Source organism: Pseudooceanicola aestuarii, assembly GCF_010614805.1.
GTDB lineage: Bacteria > Pseudomonadota > Alphaproteobacteria > Rhodobacterales > Rhodobacteraceae > Pseudooceanicola > Pseudooceanicola aestuarii.
In genome coordinates this window covers 1,746,454-1,762,676 of record NZ_JAAFZC010000001.1, presented here as the reverse complement: position 1 = coordinate 1,762,676, position 16,223 = coordinate 1,746,454, and the positions used below count along the sequence as shown (strand labels likewise).

Sequence of the window (16,223 nt, the reverse complement as noted above, 5' to 3'; positions counted from 1 at the left end):
ATTGCATGCCACGCCATCCATGCCCTAGGCTCTTTCAATCGGGTAGAAGAGGTATCGGGATGAAGGCACTCCGTTTCGCAGCATTGGCGGCGGCGATGGGCATGGCGGCACAGACCGCCCCCGTCCAGGCGCAGGGCAATGCTGGCAGCTACCTGGCCGCGCGCCAGGCACGTCTCAGCAGTGATTACGACGCCGCAGTGCATTATTATCTCCGCGCGCTCGGCAAGGATTCGAACAATGCCAAGCTGTTGGAAAGCATGGTGTTGTCGCAGATCGCCGCAGGTGAAACGCCGAAGGCCGTGCCCGTGGCGCAGCGCATGGAAAAAGGCGAACGGCCCAGCCAGATCGCCCATATGGCACTGGTCGCGGAGGAAGTCCGCGCAGGCGCCTATGACGCTGTCCTCGCCCGCCTTGAAGAAGGGCGTGGCATCGGACCGCTGGTGGACGGATTGATCGCCGCCTGGGTCAACATCGGCAAGGGCGACATGCAGGCCGCGCTGACCGCCTATAACGGTGTCGCCGATCAAAAGGGCCTGACCCGGTTCGCCCTGTATCACAAGGCTCTGGCCCTGGGATATGTCGGCGATTTCGAGGCGGCGGAAGCCATCTACGAAGGCACACCCGACCAGAAGGTCCAGATGACCCGCCGGGGCGCCATGGCCCGCATCGAGGTGCTGAGCCAGCTGGACCGCAACGACGACGCGCTGCACCTGATCGAAACCCTGTTCGGCTCTGACCTGGACCCGGCGTTGCAGGCCATTCGCGCCGCGCTCGCCGCCGGTGACACCCTACCCTACACCCATGTGACCAGTATTTCCGACGGCGTAGCCGAAGTCTTCTACTCCGTCGCCGCCGCTCTCCAGACGGAGGCCAGCCACGATTACACGCTGCTTTATTCCCGCGTGGCCGAATACCTGCGCCCCGATCACATCGACGCGCTGCTGCTGTCCGCCGGGCTGCTGGAAAAGATGGATCATCCTGACCTCGCCACCCGCACCTACCGCCGGGTGCCGCGCGACAACCCGGCCTTCCACGCGGCAGAGCTGGGGCGCGCCGATGCGCTGCGCAAGGCCGGGAAGGTCGACGCCGCGATCGAGGTGATGCAGCAGCTGGCTGTCAGCCATGGGCAATTGCCGGTGGTGCATTCCACGCTGGGCGATCTGTACCGTCAGCAGGGCCACCATATCGAGGCGGTCGCCGCCTATGACAAGGCGCTCGGCCTTTATCCGCAGGACGATTCGTCCCGCTGGTTCGTGCATTACGCGCGCGGCATCAGCAACGAGCGTCTGAACCATTGGGATTCCGCCGAAACCGATTTCCGCCGGGCGCTGGAGCTGAACCCCGGCCAGCCGCAGGTTCTGAACTACCTTGGCTATTCGCTGGTGGAAAAGGACCGCAAACTGGACGAGGCGCTGACCATGATCGAACGCGCCGCCAACGTGCGGCCCGACAGCGGCTATATCATGGACAGCCTCGGCTGGGTTCTCTACCGGCTGGGCCGCTACGAAGAGGCGGTCGGCCACATGGAACGCGCGACGGAATTGATGCCGGTGGATCCCATCGTCAATGACCATCTTGGAGATGTCTATTGGGCCGTCGGACGCGCGCGGGAGGCCGAATTCCAGTGGAACCGCGCCCTGTCCTTCGCGCCGGAGGATGCGGATGCGGAACGGATTCGCCGCAAGCTCAAGGTCGGGCTGGACGCCGTTCTGGCCGACGAAGGAGCCGAACCACTACAGGTGGCGCGTGACGGCGGCTGACACGGCCGATTTCAGCATCACGGGAACGCGGACGGCCAATTCCGTCCGCGTTTTTGCGCCGGCCAAGGTCAATCTGGCACTGCATGTGACCGGGCAGCAGGCAGATGGCCTGCATCTGCTTGATTCTCTGGTGGTCTTTGCCGATATCGGCGATCGGCTCATCATTTCCCCGGCGGCCTCCTCCGCCTTGCAGATCACCGGCCCGATGCGCCATGTCGCTCCTGCCACGGCCGACAACCTGGCCCTGCGGGCGGCGGCCTGGATGGGCCACTCCGCCGCGATCACGTTGGAGAAATCCCTGCCCGCAGGGGCGGGGCTGGGTGGTGGCTCGGCGGATGCGGCGGCGGTCTTGCGGGGCTTGGCGTTGCTGCACGACCGCCCCCCGCCCGAGGGAAGCGCCACATTGGGCGCCGATATCCCGGTCTGCCTGCTGTCTCGCGCCGCCCGGATGCGTGGCATCGGGCAACAGGTCAGCGTGCTTCCGCCCTGTCCCGCGCTCCCCGCGCTGCTGGTCAATCCGGGGCTGCATCTTGCCACGCCGCGGGTGTTTCAGGCATTGGAGCGGCGTGATTTTCCACCCCTGCCCGCTCGCCTGCCGGAGTTCCGCAACCCGGGTGCCGTCATCGACTGGCTGGTCGGGCAACGCAATGACCTGGAACCGCCAGCCATCGCCCTTGCCCCACAGATCGGCACGGTGCTGAGTGTCCTGCGCGACACCGGCGCCGCCCTTGCCCGGATGAGCGGATCAGGCACTACCTGTTTCGGGCTCTACCCTGACCAGGCGACCGCCCAGGCGGCGCAATCGACCGTCCGTGCAGCGTATCCCGCGTGGTGGGTGCAGGCCGTGACCTTGCGCTGACCCGGCGCTCCGCCGCTACGCCCGAAGCCCATCCATGAGCGTCTGCGCCCGGCTCAGATCATCGGGCCGATTGATGTTGAAGAACGCCGCCGCGTCAGGAAAGCGAACCGGCACCGCCCCCTGCTCCGCCGCCCAGCCGCCCAGTCTGCGCCCGCCTTGCGCCAGCCAGCCGCGCAGCGCCTCCCGTCGGGCCACCGGCCACAGGCCGAATGTCGGGTGCAGGCGGCCATCCGGCGTCTCGGCCAGGACCAGCGGCAATTCGGGCGTCGCCCCCGCCGACAGCCGGGCCACCAGGTCGGCGGGAAAGAACGGCGTGTCCACCGCCACGGTGATCAGCGACTCCGCCCCCTGCCCAGCCGCCCAATCCAGCCCGGCCAGAACCCCCGCCAACGGCCCCACGCCACCGCCATCCGCATCTGCCAACATCGGAAGGTCACGCCCCGCGAACCGTTGCGGATCGCCGTTCGCCCCCAGGGCCATCGCCCCGACCTGCGGCCGCAGACGATCCAGGACGGCGTCAAGCACCACGCCGTCTCCCAGTGGCAGCAGGGCCTTGTCCACCCCGCCCAGGCGCAGCCCCCGGCCTCCTGCCAGAATCAGTCCGGGCGGGGGCCTGCCGGGGGGCAAAAGCGGGTCTGCGGGACTGGGGCCTGCGGTCAATTGCATCTCCGAAGGGCGCGGGGTAGGTCTGCTTTGCTGACCAGATTAGAGGCATCCCGCGATGCGTTCCACCAACAAGAAGATCTTTTTCATGGGCGTGCGGGACGGCGCGCCCTTCCTGCTGGTGGTGGGGCCCTTTGCCATGCTGTTCGGCGTCGTCGCGACCGAGGCTGGCCTGAACGTTCTGGAAACATTGCTGTTTTCCGTAGCTGTCATCGCAGGCGCCGCGCAGTTTACCGCCCTGCAATTGCTGACGGAAAACGCCCCGGCGGTGATTGCACTGTTGTCGGCGCTGGCGGTGAACCTGCGCATGGCGATGTATTCCGCCACGCTGACCCCCTATGTCGGCGACGCGCCGATGTGGCAGCGGGGCTTTCTGGCCTATTTCCTCGTGGATCAGACCTTTGCCACCTCCATGCGGGCCTATCCGGACCATCCCGAGTGGACCACCGGCCAGCGCGTCGCGTATTTCTTCGGGGTGGCGACCCTGTGCTGCATCCCGTGGTATGGCTTTACCGTGTTGGGAGCACTGGTGGGCAACGCTATCCCGCAAGGGCTGGCGCTGGACTTCGCGCTGCCGATCACCTTCCTTGCGATGATCGCGCCGATGCTGACCACGCCTGCGCACCTCGTCGCCTGTGGCGTGGCGGTTGCCGCATCGCTCTGCCTGACATGGGTGCCATACAATTTCGGCCTGATCCTGTCCGGCCTGGCGGGGATGATCGCCGGGGCGCAGGTCGAACAACGGATGGAGGCCCGAAAATGATCGAACGTCCCGAACTGTGGTACGTGATCGCCGCGCTGGCGGTGGGCAGCTTCGGGCTGCGCTTTGTCTTCATCGGGCTGGTCGGCGACCGCCCCTTGCCGGAATGGCTGCTGCGCCACCTTCGGTTCACCGCCGTGGCCATCCTGCCCGCGCTGGTGGCGCCGCTGGTGGTCTGGCCCTCCGCCACAGGCGGGGAATTCGACGTGCCGCGATTCGGTGCGGCGGTGGTCACGCTGGTCGTGGGCCTGCTGACCCGGCAGACGCTGACCGCGATCCTGTGCGGCGCGGTCACCCTGTTCGGGCTGCTCTACCTGGTGGGCTGACCGCTGGGCGCGTCAGCGGCGAAGTCTCAGGACGCGACCGCGCCCTGAGGGGTGAAATTTTCGTAGAAGGGCACTTGCGGCGCGCCGGTGATCCGTTCGAATTGTTCTGCCAGATCATTGGGATAATATCCGACATCGATACCGGAAAAGCCAGGCAGCTGCCGCAGAATATTGCCGGTGCTGTGGGCGCAATGGGCAGCGGCGACCTCTCCCCTTGCATAGGCCAGCTCCAGCGCGCGGGCGGCCACGGCGGGGGATACCTCGATCCGCTGGGTAACGACGTGATGGGTCGCCCGGGCGTGCATCGACTTGAACCCCTGCCAGAAGGCCGGATCGATGCCGATCAGCACATCGCCGCGCCGCTCGATCTCTTCGTGGTGGAAGGAGCCTGCGGGATCAAAAATCACCCGCTCGCCGGCATTGATCAGCAGCGCGGTATGGGCGCCAAAACCGGTGCGGTTGTTGCGCACCGTGATCAGGGTCAGGGCCGGCGGGCCGGAATGGGTATAGCTTCCCCGCGCCACGACGGATTGCTGCGGTCCGCCGACAAAGGCATCCGTGCCCCCGCCCGGCGCTGCCGCACAACCGGCCAATCCGGTCAGTGCGGCGATCACGAGGATCATCCTGATCATGGGTCTCTCCGTTGCCACCCCGGAAGGAGCAGGTCAGCCGCGCGGGCTCAGGTGTTGAACAGGGCGAGGAACACCAGAACGCCAATCGAAAGAGCGGCCGTCCAGGTTGCCACCTTGATGAACCCGTCAAAGGTCTTTTCCTGAACCGTGGTATCCATTTCACCGTGCTTGTGATCGGCCATCGCGCGAACCTCGTGTATGCTTGTCAATCTGTGATGCGGAATACCGGGTTTTGCAGCCCCTGTCACGCCATCAGGTTTCGCGCGGGGTGGAGTTTTCCAGATCCTCGACCAGCCGGAACCCGATGCGCCGCGCCTGGGGCGCTTCCGGCCGCTTGGGCAGGGCCCGCAGCATCACGGACAGCTGGCTGACATGCTGCACCAGCTGGGTTTTCGCCCCGGCCGGGTCGCGCCCGTGGAAGGTGACGATATCGGGGTCGAAATAGCCCATCCCCTCGATCCGAAGGATGCCGAGTTCGCCGCCGGCGAAGCCCATGGCGACCTCGTGTTCGGCGTCCAGGGTCTCCTCGAACTTCTGGATGTAGAGGATCAGCCGTTCGTAGGCCCATTCCGCCGGGCTTTTCGACTTCACCGGCTTGGTGGTGATGTGGTCGGGCAGCGGCCCCAAGGGTTGCGCGTCGGGATCGGCGATCACCTCGTGACGGCGCGGCAGGACCGCGTTTTCAGCCGCCTCTGCGCTGGTTGCAATCCTGTCGTCCATGTCGTCCCCTCAAATGCTGTGCCACAGGTAGGCGCCATCGTCCCGCAAGGTCCGGGTGGCCGCGCCGGCCTGATGCAGGTGGTTGAGATGGGCCACCGCCTCGACCAGTGCCAGCCCATAGGTGCCGTCGTCAATCTTGCGTTTGAACAGCGGCGGGAAACATTCTACCGCGGTGCGGGGCGTGGCGATGAAATCGCGCAGCCGAGCCAGGGCGCCGTGGTGGTTTTCGATCAGCTGGTGCATCCGCTTGGGCAGGCCGGTAAAGGGCAGCTTGTGCCCGCCCAGCACCAGCTGATCCTCCCGTGCAGGGCCGGACAGGCGCTCGCAGGCCTCCAGCCAATCTGCCAGGGGATCGGCCTCCGGTTCGGAGGGTTGCACCCCGACATTCGGACTGATGGAGGGCAGCAACTGATCGCCGCCCAGCACCAGGTTGTCGTCGCGCGACCACAGGGTGACATGTTCCGGTGCATGGCCGTTGCCCATGCGCACATCCCAGTCCCGGCCGCCGATGCGGATGCTGTCACCCTCGACCAGGCGAGTATAGCCAACGGGGATGGGATGCACGATATCGACGAAGTTGAACGGGCGTTGCGCCATCCGTGCGCGCAGGCGGTCCTCCGGCATGCCGGCGCGGCGCCAGAAGGTTTCGGCCTGGGGCGAGGGCAGCTTTTCCTCGTCCAGCACCAGCATCCGGGCCGTCAGCCATGCGGTGCGCGAGGTGATCAGCTCCGCCCCGTGATGGGTCATGAACCAGCCTGCCATGCCGACGTGATCGGGATGGTGATGGGTCAGCAGCACACGGCGCACCGGACGCCCGCCCAGCGGTCCGGCCAACAGCGTTTCCCACAATGCCACCGACGCCTTGGTGTAGGTTCCTGTATCGACCAGCGTCCAGCCGTCGCCGTCGTCCAGCGCGTAGACGTTCACATGATCCAGCGCCATGGGCAGCGGCAACCGCAGCCACAGCACGCCCGGTGCGACCTCCACCGCCTGATCGGGGCCGGGATGGCCCTCCCAGGGGTAGTGGATCTTGCCGGAGGCCGGGGCGCCCGCCCGCGACGTTGCGGCGCTGCGCCCTGTCTCTGCCTCCGTCACACTCACGCGCTCAACTCCTCCACGCTCAGGGCATAGAGGTCGGCGGCGCCTTCCACGGCCTCCGCCAGGTAGCTTTGATGCTGAGGCAGCAGGCGCTTGATGTAGAACCGGGCCAGGCGGGTGCGCGGGCCATCGGTTTCGGCCTCCGCCATCGCGGCCTTCAGGTGGTAATAGCCGCCCAGCACGCGGGCAAAGCCCATCAGGTAGGGCATGGAGCCGGCGAAACGGTCATTCAGATCGCCCTGGGCGACCATCCATTCCGTCGCCTCGCGCAGCGTTTCGGTTGCCTGCCAGACGGGTTCACCCAGTTCGGGCATCCGGTCGCGGGCCTGTTCGGCGCAGGTCTCGATCTCGTCCAGCAGGGCATAGGCCATCTCCCCGCCGTCCATCATCTTGCGCGCCACCAGATCCATCGCCTGGATGCCATTGGTGCCTTCGTAGATGGAGGTCACGCGCACGTCGCGGCTGTATTGCGCGGCGCCTGTCTCCTCGATGAAGCCCATGCCGCCATGGACCTGTAGCCCGGTTTCTGCGACGCAAATCCCGGTTTCCGTCCCGAACGCCTTGGCAATCGGGGTCAGGAAAGCGGCGCGGGCGGACCATTCGGCTTCGCCCGTGGCCTTCTGCATGTCCAGCGCCACGGCGCAGGCCAATGCGATCGCGCGGGAGGCGAAGACATCGGCCTTCATCGTGGCCAGCATCCGGCGCACGTCGGCATGGTCCACGATGCTGCCCGTACCGCCCGGCTTCCCCTCCAGCGGCGTGCGACCCTGCTTGCGGTCCGACGCATAGGCCAGCGCCGCCTGGTAGGCGCCTTCTGCCACGCCGACACCCTGGATACCGACGTTCAGGCGGGCGTTGTTCATCATGGTGAACATCGCCGCCATGCCCTTGTGCTCCTCCCCGATCAGCCAGCCGGTGGCGCCGTCATATTCCATGACACAGGTGGGGGAGCCGTGCAGACCCAGCTTGTGTTCCAGCGAGACGACGCGCAGTGAATTCGCATCGCCCAGCGACCCGTCCGGGTTCACCAGGTATTTCGGCACCATGAACAGGCTGATCCCCCGCGTTCCGGGCGCGGCGTCGGGCAGCCGGGCCAGCACGGCATGGCAAACATTGCCGCCGAAATCATGGTCCCCCCAGGAGATGAAGATCTTCTGACCGGAGATGGCATAAGTGCCATCGCCCTTCGGCTCCGCGCGCGAGCGCAGGGCGCCGACATCGGACCCGGCCTGCGGCTCCGTCAGGTTCATCGTGCCGGTCCACTCGCCGCTCAGCAACTTGGGAAGATACAGTGCCTTCATCTCGTCATTGGCGTGATGTTCCAGCGCCTCGATCTGGCCTTGCGTCAGCAGCGGGTTCAGTCCCAGCGACAGGCAGGAGGCGCTGAGCATATCGTTCAGGGCCGAGGTCAGGGTGATCGGCAGGCCCATGCCGCCGTATTCCGCAGGCCCCGACAGGCCCATCCAGCCACCGTCGGCAAAGGCGCGGAACCCTTCGGCGAATCCCCGGGACGTGCGCACCACGCCGTTCTCCAGCCGGGCCGGATCCAGGTCGCCGTTGCGTTGCAGCGGCGCAAAGACCTCCTCCGACAGGCGGCCGACTTCGGTCAGCACGGCCTCCACCGTGTCCGGTGTCGCCTCCGCGAACATCTCGGTCGCGGCGACCTTGTCGAAATCGACAACATGTTCGCACAGAAAGGTGAATTCGGAAACGGGTGCCCGGAAAGCCATGAGTATCTCCTCCTGAAAGTCCTTAACAACTGCGGCGCTTGGCCTTATTGCGAAGGTTCCGCCTGCATAGCCTAGATGTCCGGCGGGCACCATCAACCCGAACGCCGCGTCACGACTCGATGTCCCAGCTCCGCCTTTTGAACGACGATGCCACAGGCCATGCCGCCGCAGCCCGATTGCTGGCGCAGGGCGCCCTTGTCGCCATCCCGACCGAGACGGTCTACGGGCTGGCCGCCGACGCCGCCAACGGCGAAGCTGTGGCCGCCATCTACGCGGCCAAGGGGCGGCCCAGTTTCAACCCTCTGATCGCCCATGTCGCCGATCTGCCGATGGCCGAGGCGCTGGCCAATTTCACCCCCGCCGCGCGACGGCTGGCCCATCTGTGGTGGCCGGGGCCGATGACGCTGGTCCTGCCCCGGCGCGACGGGGCGGCTGTGTCATCGCTGGTGACCGCCGGGCTGGACACGCTGGCGCTGCGGATGCCTGCCCACCCCGCCGCCCGCGCAATCCTGCAACGGCTGGGCCGGGCCGTCGCCGCACCGTCAGCCAACCGGTCGGGCCGGATCTCTCCCACCCGTGCCAGCCATGTAGCCGGGGATCTGGGCGACCGGATCGCGGCGGTTCTGGATGGCGGAACCTGCGGGATCGGTGTCGAATCCACGATTCTGGCGCCCGGCGACGGCGCCGATGTCACGATCCTGCGTCCCGGCAGCCTGACCGCCGAGATGCTGCGCGCGGCCGGGTTCATCCCGCAGCTGCCGGATCCATCGGGCGGCATCACGGCGCCGGGAATGCTGGCATCGCACTACGCGCCCGACGCGCCGGTGCGGCTGAACGCGCGCAGCGCGCGCGGGGGGGAGGTGATGCTGGGGTTCGGCGCCGGGGTTGCGGATCTGAACCTCTCCCCCGATGGTCGGCTTGAGGAAGCGGCGGCCAATCTCTTTGACATGCTGCGACGGCTGGACGCGCGCGGTGCGCCGGGCATCGCCGTGGCGCCGATCCCCGATCACGGCCTGGGCGTGGCGATCAACGACCGCCTGCGCCGCGCCGCCGCACCGCGCGGCTGACCACGGGGCCGTTTCGCGCCTCGCGACCGGTGAAACTCTCAGGCTGTGCCGGCCGAAGATGACAGGCTGAGCGCATCGATCCCCTGCGCCTTCAGCGCCCCGTTCCATTTGGCGGCATCGTCCTCGGCAAAAATCAGATCGCAATCCGACGGGCCCAACAGCCAGCCGTTCTGTGCGATCTCCCCCTCCAGCTGACCGGCGCCCCAGCCGCAATATCCAAGCATGACCAACGCCCGGTCCGGCCCGTCGCCGATCGCGATGTCCTCGATCACGTCCAGGGTAGCGGTCATCGCCAACCCCGGCGCGATCTGCATGGAAGAGATGGGAGAGCTGTAATCGTCGCTATGCACGACGAACCCGCGCTCCCCCTCCACCGGGCCGCCGGTCCGCACGGTGGTCACGCTGCTTTGCGGTCCGGGGGGCAGGTCCAGCTGCTGCAACAGATCGGCGAATTGCATCCCGCCTACAGGCTTGTTGATCATCAGCCCCATCGCCCCTTCGTCGGAATGGGCACAGATCAGAATCACCGAATGCGCGAACCTGTCATCGGGCAGGCCCGGCATCGCGATCAATATCTTTCCAGTCAGATCAGAGAGATCAATCAAAGGAGTAACTCGGAATGCCTGTATCTGTTCACCACCACCATGACGTTGGATTGCATCACATGCAACCGACGCGATACTTGTCCGCGCGAACATCGCCTTGGGCGGGGGCGCCCTCGCCGCCTTGTGACTTGGATTTCAGCGCAAGTTGACGCAATTGATTGGCATGTTTCTGTTCCGCTCTGCCGTCTTGGCCCTTATCCTTGGTTCCAGCGCCGCCTGCGCGCAGACGAACCCCTATGCCGACCATCTGCATGCCCGGCTTCTGCCCGGCTGGCGCAATGCCGATGGCAGCCATGTCGCCGGGCTGGAGTTGACCTTGGCCGAGGGCTGGAAGACCTATTGGCGCAGCCCCGGCGAGGGTGGCATCCCGCCACAATTCGATTGGTCCGGGTCGCGCAACCTGTCCGATCTGCGCGTCGTCTGGCCACGTCCGGTCGTGTTTGATCAGAACGGGTTGCAATCCATCGGGTACAAACACCGGGTGATCCTGCCGCTGGTGGTCGATCCGGGGCGGAGCGGAAAAGACGTGGAATTGCAGGCACGTATCGACCTGGGCATCTGTGAGACGGTGTGCGTTCCGCTACAGATCCAGGTGCAGGCCACCCTGCCCGCCGACCAGCGCGCGCGCAGCCCGCAGATCGTGTCGGCCATGGCACAGCGCCCCTATACGGGTGCGGAGGCCGGGGTGACCGCCACCCGATGCAGCATCGCGCCGGGTCGCGACGGCTCCGTCACCGTTGAGGCGCGGGTCAGCGTGCCACCGCAGGGCCGGGGGGAGACCGCCGTGGTCGAAATGGCGGATCCGGCAATCTGGGTCACCCCCACGAAAACCGCCCGCCAGGGGGGGGACCTGGTGGCGCAGGTGGAGATGACGCATGCGGGCGGCGGGGTCTTTGCCTTCGACCGATCTGCCGTAACGGTGACCATCCTGACCGCCGAACGCGCGATCGAGATCTCGGGCTGCGACCGCTCCTGATCACGGGGCAAACGGCCTGCGTCGGCGCGCTTGCCAGCGGCCTGCCCCGTCAGACGCCGCGGGGGGACCGGCGTCTCAGCGCATGGGACAGTGCGCTGACGCCATATAGCACCAGTGACACGACCGCCATTCCCGTCACGAACAGCAGCAGCGCCACCCCCATGCCGGCCTCCGCCCCACCGCCGGGCAGCAGCGCGGCCAGCGGCGCAAACAGCTCCCCACGCAGCAGCACATGGCCCATGGTCAGGCCCAGCCAGGCCAGCATCCCCCCCAGGCCCAGCCAGCCGACCGCCCGGATCCCTCCGGCCCGCCGCGTCCGCAGGCTGCGCCGGAACGCGCCGATCATCCGCGCCACGTCATGCTGCATCGCCATCAGCGCCGGGACGACCAGCAGCACCAGCACCATGCCAAAGCCCAGCCCGTAAACCAGCGTGATCACTGTCGGTTTCAGGAACTGCGCCTGCGAGGAGCGTTCATACAGCAGCGGCGCCAGCCCCAGCACGGTGGTCATGGTGGTCAGCATCACGGGCCGCAACCGGTCAGCCGCACCGTCGATGATCGACGGGAACAGGCCGCGATCTTCGGCATATTCGTCGATCGTCGTCACCAGGACGATGGAATCGTTGATGATGATGCCAGTCATGCCCAGCAGTCCGACCACCGTGAACATCGACAGCGGCACCTCCCACAGCGCATGGCCGTAGATCGTGCCGACCAGCCCGAAGGGGATGATCGCCATCACCACCACCGGCCGGGTCCAGCTGGAGAAGACCCAGGAAAGCACCAGGTAGATCCCGGTCAGCACCAACACCAGGCCGGTGGTGGCGTCGGACAGGAAATCGCCCTCCTGCTCGGCCAGGCCGGACAGGCGCCATTCCACCTGGAATTCCGAGGCAATGGTGGGCAGGATATCGTCCTCCAGCACCTTCATGATCTCTTCCGCGCGGGCGGGATCGTCCTCCGAGATATCACCGGTGACAGAAATCAACCGCAAACCGTTCTCGCGCCGCACGGTGGAGAACCCGGTGCGGCGGTCCACCTGCACGATATCGGCCAGCGGCACATAGGCCCCCTGCGGCGTGCGCAGCATGGTGCGTTCCAGGAAATCGGCGGTCAGCTCGTCCTCCGGCAGTTCCACCCGGATGGTGGCAGACCGGGGGCCATCGGGATAGGTCGCCGCCTCGACCCCGTTCAGCCGGTGGCGCAGCACCTGGCCAAGCATATCGATGGTAAAGCCCAGAGCCTGGCCCTGCGGCGTCAGGTCGAGGATCAGTTCCTCCTTGTCGTAGGACAGGTTGTCCTCCACCGCCGAAACTTCGGCGAAGCGCAGCAGGTCTTCTTTCAGCCGCTCCGACACGGCCTTCAGCGTCTCGGCTTCCGCCCCGTAGAATTGAACATCCAGCGCGTCGCCCCCCGGCCCCGACCGCCAGCCGCGAAAGGAGACCTCTTCCGCCAGCGGATGCTGCACGACCGCCTGCTGCAAATCCGCGACAAAGGCGAAGGATGAATAGGGGCGCAGGTCCGGGTCGATCAGCTCGATCGCGATGGAGCCAAGCAGATCGGCATCCTTCGTCTCGGCCCCCGCAAGGCTGCGCCCGGAATTGCCGCCGAACTCGGCGATCACGTAATCCAGAGGGTTGCGCCCGTGCTCTGCCTCGTATCGGGCCGCGACCTCCTGCGCCGCGCGCTGCATCTCCCGCATCTGCGCCATGGTGTCATCGCGCGTGGCGCCGGGTGCCATCATGAAGTTGCCGGTGACCGATCCGCGTTCCGGCGAGTTGAAGAACCGCCATTGCACGTCACCCCGGATGAACAGCGCCGCCTGGCTGGCAAAGATCACCACCACCCCGGCCAGCACCGGGTAGCGCGCCCGGATCACCCCGGCCATGAACGGTCGGAACAAGCGATGCCGCATCCAGACAAAGCCCCTGTTCACCACCCGCGAGGGTGCGTCGTACCAATGGTCCTTGTCGGAATGTGCCAGCGCGTGGCTCATGTGGTTCGGCAGGATGAGGAAACACTCCACCAGCGACGCCAACAGCACCACGATCACGGTAAACGGGATGTCCTGGATCATGTCCCCGAACCGTCCGCCGATCGCCGTCAGTCCGAAAAAGGCGATCACCGTGGTCAGCGTGGCCGAAAATACCGGAAGCGCCATGCGCCGGGCCGCGTTCTCAGCCGCCTGCACCGGGGTTTCGCGCAGCTTGCGCACCCGCGCATCGGCATGTTCGCCGACCACGATGGCGTCATCGACCACGATCCCCAGCGTGATGATCAGCGCGAACAGAGAGATCATGTTGATCGTCAGTCCGGCCACGTACATCAGCGCGATCGCCGACAACATGGAGGCCGGGATGCCCGCCGCCACCCAGAACGCCGTGCGCGCGTTCAGGAACAGGAACAGCAGTGCCACCACCAGCAACAGGCCCGTCGCGCCATTGTCCACCAGGATGTTCAACCGCCCGGTGATCGCCTCCGCCCGGGTGCGGATCAGATCAATGGAGGTGCCTTCCGGCAGAGTACCCTCCATCTGCGCGGCGACGTCCTCCACCTGGCGCTGGATCTTGATCGCATCGCCCTGGTCGGATCGGTCCACCCGGACGGAAATCGCCGGGTTCTCCCCGACAAAATAGCCACGGGTGCGATCGACGCCCTCCACCCGGATGCGGGCCACATCGCCCACCGTCAGGGCAGAGCCATCGGGATTGGACCGCAGAACGATCCCCGCAATCTCATCGGCCGAGCGTTTTTCCCGGCCCGTGCGCACACGGGCATTGGCGCCGGTGACGTCGCCGGCGGGATCGGCGTCGACCTCTGCGGCGATGGCCAGGGCGATCTCCTGCATGGTGACTTCGTGGGCGATCAGGTTCAACGAAGGTACCTCGATCACCGTTTCGGGCGCCGCGACACCGCGAATGGTGGTGCGGGTGACGCCCTCCGCGAACAGGCGGGTGACGAATTCATCCGCGAACCGGGCCAGTTGATCGACGCCCACCGGACCGGTCAGTACCACGTCCGTCACCCGGTCGCGCCAGCCGCCGCGCCGGACCTCCGGGTCTTCGGCCTCCACCGGCAGGGTGGTGATGGCATCGACCGCCGTCTGCACATCGTCACCGGCGCGCGACATGTCCCATCCGGGTTCGAATTCCAACCGGATGGAGGCGCGCCCTTCGCGGGAATTGGCGATACTGCTTTCCACACCCTCCACCGCCAGAAGGGCAGGTTCCAGCAGCTGCACGATGGCGGTGTCGATATCCTCTGCCCCGGCCCCTTCCCAGATGACGGAGACATCGACATCATCCACCACCACGTCGGGAAAGAACTGCGCCCGCATCCGTGGAACAGCGGCCAGCCCTGCGACCAGCAAGATCACCAGCAGCAGGTTCGCCGCCGTGCGGTGGCGGGTGAAATAGGACAGCAGCCCGCCGGCGGCCTGGGGGATGGGGCGGGTCATCTGGTCACCCTCCCATCCGGGATTCCAGCCGTTCCACCACCTGCGCGGGGACGCTGGGCTGTTCCAGCTGGGCCAGGATGCGGGTGCGCATCGCGTCCGGGAGACGTTTGTTTTCCTGAACAAAGGCGACCAGTCGGGCGCGGCGTTCGGCGCTCAGCTCCACCATCGCGGGGGCGGCGGGGGTCTGCGCCGTCTCGGGTCGGGGCCCCAGCGGCTTGACCCTGATGCCGTCGCCCAGCAGCGGAGAGCGTTGCGTGACCACCGACCGTCCATGCACCGCAGGCCCCCGCACCAGCACGTCGTCGCCCTGCCGCCGGACCAGCGTGACGGGCAGCGTCTCCAGCCGGCTGTCGGCGCCGATCACCAACACCGTGCCCTCGGCATCCAGGGCCGAGGCAGGCAACCGGACCACCCCGGCAAGGGGCTCCTCCCGCACGCGGATTGTGACGAAATCTCCGGGCTTCAGCCCGCGTGCGGCGTCCAGACGGGCCAGCAGCAGCCGCCCGGTCTGCCCTTCGCCCACCGCCGCGCCATCGCGGCTGATCGTGCCGGTGGTGGTCAGCGACGCGCCCAGCACATCCAGCGTGACCTCCACATCCGCAGGACGAAGGGTGCCATCGCGGTCGATCAGGCGGGAATATTGCGGCGTAGAGACCCGGAATGCGACTTCCAGCGCGGCGCCATCGACCAGATCGGCCAGCTTTTCATTGGCCGAAACGCGCCGCCCCTCGACCACTGCGACGCCCGACAGGGTGCCGTCGAATTTCGCGCGGATCACCATGTCATCGACGCGGCGCCGCGCCTCGTCCCGCGCCAGCCTGGCGCGGGTCAGGGTGGTTTCGGCCTGATCCACACGGGTTTCCGCCGCCGCCAACGCATTGCGCGCCGCCAGCACCGCCTGCCGAGCCGAGGCGGCCGCCAGTTCCGCCGTCTCCACCGCGGCTTCGGTCCCCACGCCCCGGTCGCGCAGATCCTGCTGCCGCCTGAACGCCCGGTCGCGCAGGCCGGCCTGGTCCTCGGCGGCGGTCAGGGTGTCGCGGGCGATCTCCACCGCGCGGGCGGCATCGCGGCGATTGGCCTGCGCATCCGCCAGGTCGGCACCGGCACGGGACAGCGCGGCATCGGCATCGGCGGGATCGACGCGGGCAAGCACCTGGCCCTCGGAGACGGTGCCGCCTTCCTCGAAACTGTCGGCCAGCCCGATGATGGTACCGCCGGCGGCGGCGCGGATTTCCAGGGTGCGCCGGCTCTGAACCTCGCCAAAGACGGTCAGGACGGGCGTGACCTCGCGCGGGGTGGCCTCCTCCACCTTGACCGCGAAGACCCGTTCGCGGGCGCGCGGCATCGATGGTTCGTCCGTCAGCCAGGTGTTGATCGCCGAAGAGACGAGTGACCCGGCGTAGACCAGCAGCCCGAGGGTGACGGAAAGAAGAAATAGCCCGGTCAAGCTAAGCCGCAGAAAACGCATTTGGGGTCCAGTCGATCCTTGAAACTGACAACGAAGTATCGTGCCCCGCCGTGGCAAAGCCAAGCCACAAGGCTGTTACGCCCGTTCCCGCGATTTCCACCG

General features: G+C 66.9%; 15 protein-coding genes. 6 read left to right on the top strand and 9 right to left on the bottom strand.

Annotated features, from left to right (window positions below; translation table 11 throughout):
* The first annotated feature begins 59 nt into the window (after positions 1–59).
* On the top strand, positions 60–1,760 hold the full coding sequence (locus G5A46_RS08430) for a tetratricopeptide repeat protein (protein ID WP_239520679.1): 1,701 nt from the start codon (positions 60–62) through the stop codon (positions 1,758–1,760).
* On the top strand, positions 1,747–2,619 hold the full coding sequence (locus tag G5A46_RS08425; protein ID WP_239520677.1) for a 4-(cytidine 5'-diphospho)-2-C-methyl-D-erythritol kinase: 873 nt from the start codon (positions 1,747–1,749) through the stop codon (positions 2,617–2,619). Before G5A46_RS08430 ends, G5A46_RS08425 begins: the two co-directional genes overlap by 14 nt.
* 15 nt (positions 2,620–2,634) lie before the next feature.
* Here the strand turns inward: G5A46_RS08425 and mobA are convergent, their stop codons facing one another.
* Positions 2,635–3,285 (bottom strand): molybdenum cofactor guanylyltransferase MobA, encoded by a 651-nt coding sequence (gene mobA, locus G5A46_RS08420; RefSeq protein WP_163848972.1) that lies wholly within the window; start codon positions 3,283–3,285, stop codon positions 2,635–2,637.
* A 55-nt stretch (positions 3,286–3,340) separates the two neighbouring features.
* On the opposite strand from mobA, the gene G5A46_RS08415 reads away from it, so the two are divergent.
* Both G5A46_RS08415 and G5A46_RS08410 read left to right on the top strand, forming a co-directional pair.
* Positions 3,341–4,045 carry an AzlC family ABC transporter permease gene (locus tag G5A46_RS08415; RefSeq protein WP_163848971.1) on the top strand — a complete coding sequence of 235 codons (705 nt, stop codon included), beginning with the start codon at positions 3,341–3,343 and terminating at the stop codon, positions 4,043–4,045.
* Complete coding sequence (locus tag G5A46_RS08410) at positions 4,042–4,368, top strand: AzlD domain-containing protein (RefSeq protein WP_163848970.1); 327 nt, start codon at positions 4,042–4,044, stop codon at positions 4,366–4,368. The genes G5A46_RS08415 and G5A46_RS08410 overlap by 4 nt, the downstream gene beginning before the upstream one ends.
* 26 nt (positions 4,369–4,394) lie before the next feature.
* On the opposite strand, the gene G5A46_RS08405 is transcribed toward G5A46_RS08410, so the two are convergent.
* The 5 genes from G5A46_RS08405 to G5A46_RS08385 form a co-directional block, all read right to left on the bottom strand.
* On the bottom strand, positions 4,395–5,000 hold the full coding sequence (locus G5A46_RS08405) for a hypothetical protein (protein WP_163848969.1): 606 nt from the start codon (positions 4,998–5,000) through the stop codon (positions 4,395–4,397).
* 47 nt (positions 5,001–5,047) lie between these two features.
* Entirely contained in the window at positions 5,048–5,182 is a 135-nt protein-coding gene (locus G5A46_RS08400; RefSeq protein WP_163848968.1) for an aa3-type cytochrome c oxidase subunit IV, read from the bottom strand.
* Between the two features lie 70 nt (positions 5,183–5,252).
* Positions 5,253–5,720 (bottom strand): DUF6173 family protein, encoded by a 468-nt coding sequence (locus tag G5A46_RS08395; protein WP_163848967.1) that lies wholly within the window; start codon positions 5,718–5,720, stop codon positions 5,253–5,255.
* 9 nt (positions 5,721–5,729) lie between these two features.
* Positions 5,730–6,749: an MBL fold metallo-hydrolase gene (locus G5A46_RS08390; protein WP_239520858.1), complete on the bottom strand. Its 1,020-nt coding sequence runs from the start codon at positions 6,747–6,749 to the stop codon at positions 5,730–5,732.
* Between the two features lie 68 nt (positions 6,750–6,817).
* Positions 6,818–8,548 carry an acyl-CoA dehydrogenase family protein gene (locus G5A46_RS08385; RefSeq protein WP_163848966.1) on the bottom strand — a complete coding sequence of 577 codons (1,731 nt, stop codon included), beginning with the start codon at positions 8,546–8,548 and terminating at the stop codon, positions 6,818–6,820.
* 119 nt (positions 8,549–8,667) lie between these two features.
* Between G5A46_RS08385 and G5A46_RS08380 the strand changes: the two genes are divergently transcribed.
* Entirely contained in the window at positions 8,668–9,615 is a 948-nt protein-coding gene (locus G5A46_RS08380; protein WP_163848965.1) for an L-threonylcarbamoyladenylate synthase, read from the top strand.
* A gap of 38 nt (positions 9,616–9,653) precedes the next feature.
* Here G5A46_RS08380 and G5A46_RS08375 read toward each other — a convergent pair whose 3' ends face one another.
* Positions 9,654–10,217 carry a YqgE/AlgH family protein gene (locus G5A46_RS08375; protein WP_275585263.1) on the bottom strand — a complete coding sequence of 188 codons (564 nt, stop codon included), beginning with the start codon at positions 10,215–10,217 and terminating at the stop codon, positions 9,654–9,656.
* A gap of 148 nt (positions 10,218–10,365) precedes the next feature.
* On the opposite strand from G5A46_RS08375, the gene G5A46_RS08370 reads away from it, so the two are divergent.
* Positions 10,366–11,196: a protein-disulfide reductase DsbD domain-containing protein gene (locus tag G5A46_RS08370; protein ID WP_239520675.1), complete on the top strand. Its 831-nt coding sequence runs from the start codon at positions 10,366–10,368 to the stop codon at positions 11,194–11,196.
* Between the two features lie 49 nt (positions 11,197–11,245).
* Here G5A46_RS08370 and G5A46_RS08365 read toward each other — a convergent pair whose 3' ends face one another.
* Positions 11,246–14,653, bottom strand: a complete 3,408-nt coding sequence (locus tag G5A46_RS08365) for an efflux RND transporter permease subunit (protein WP_163848963.1) — start codon at positions 14,651–14,653, stop codon at positions 11,246–11,248.
* A gap of 4 nt (positions 14,654–14,657) precedes the next feature.
* Positions 14,658–16,121 carry an efflux RND transporter periplasmic adaptor subunit gene (locus tag G5A46_RS08360; protein WP_163848962.1) on the bottom strand — a complete coding sequence of 488 codons (1,464 nt, stop codon included), beginning with the start codon at positions 16,119–16,121 and terminating at the stop codon, positions 14,658–14,660.
* Positions 16,122–16,223: the final 102 nt, after the last annotated feature.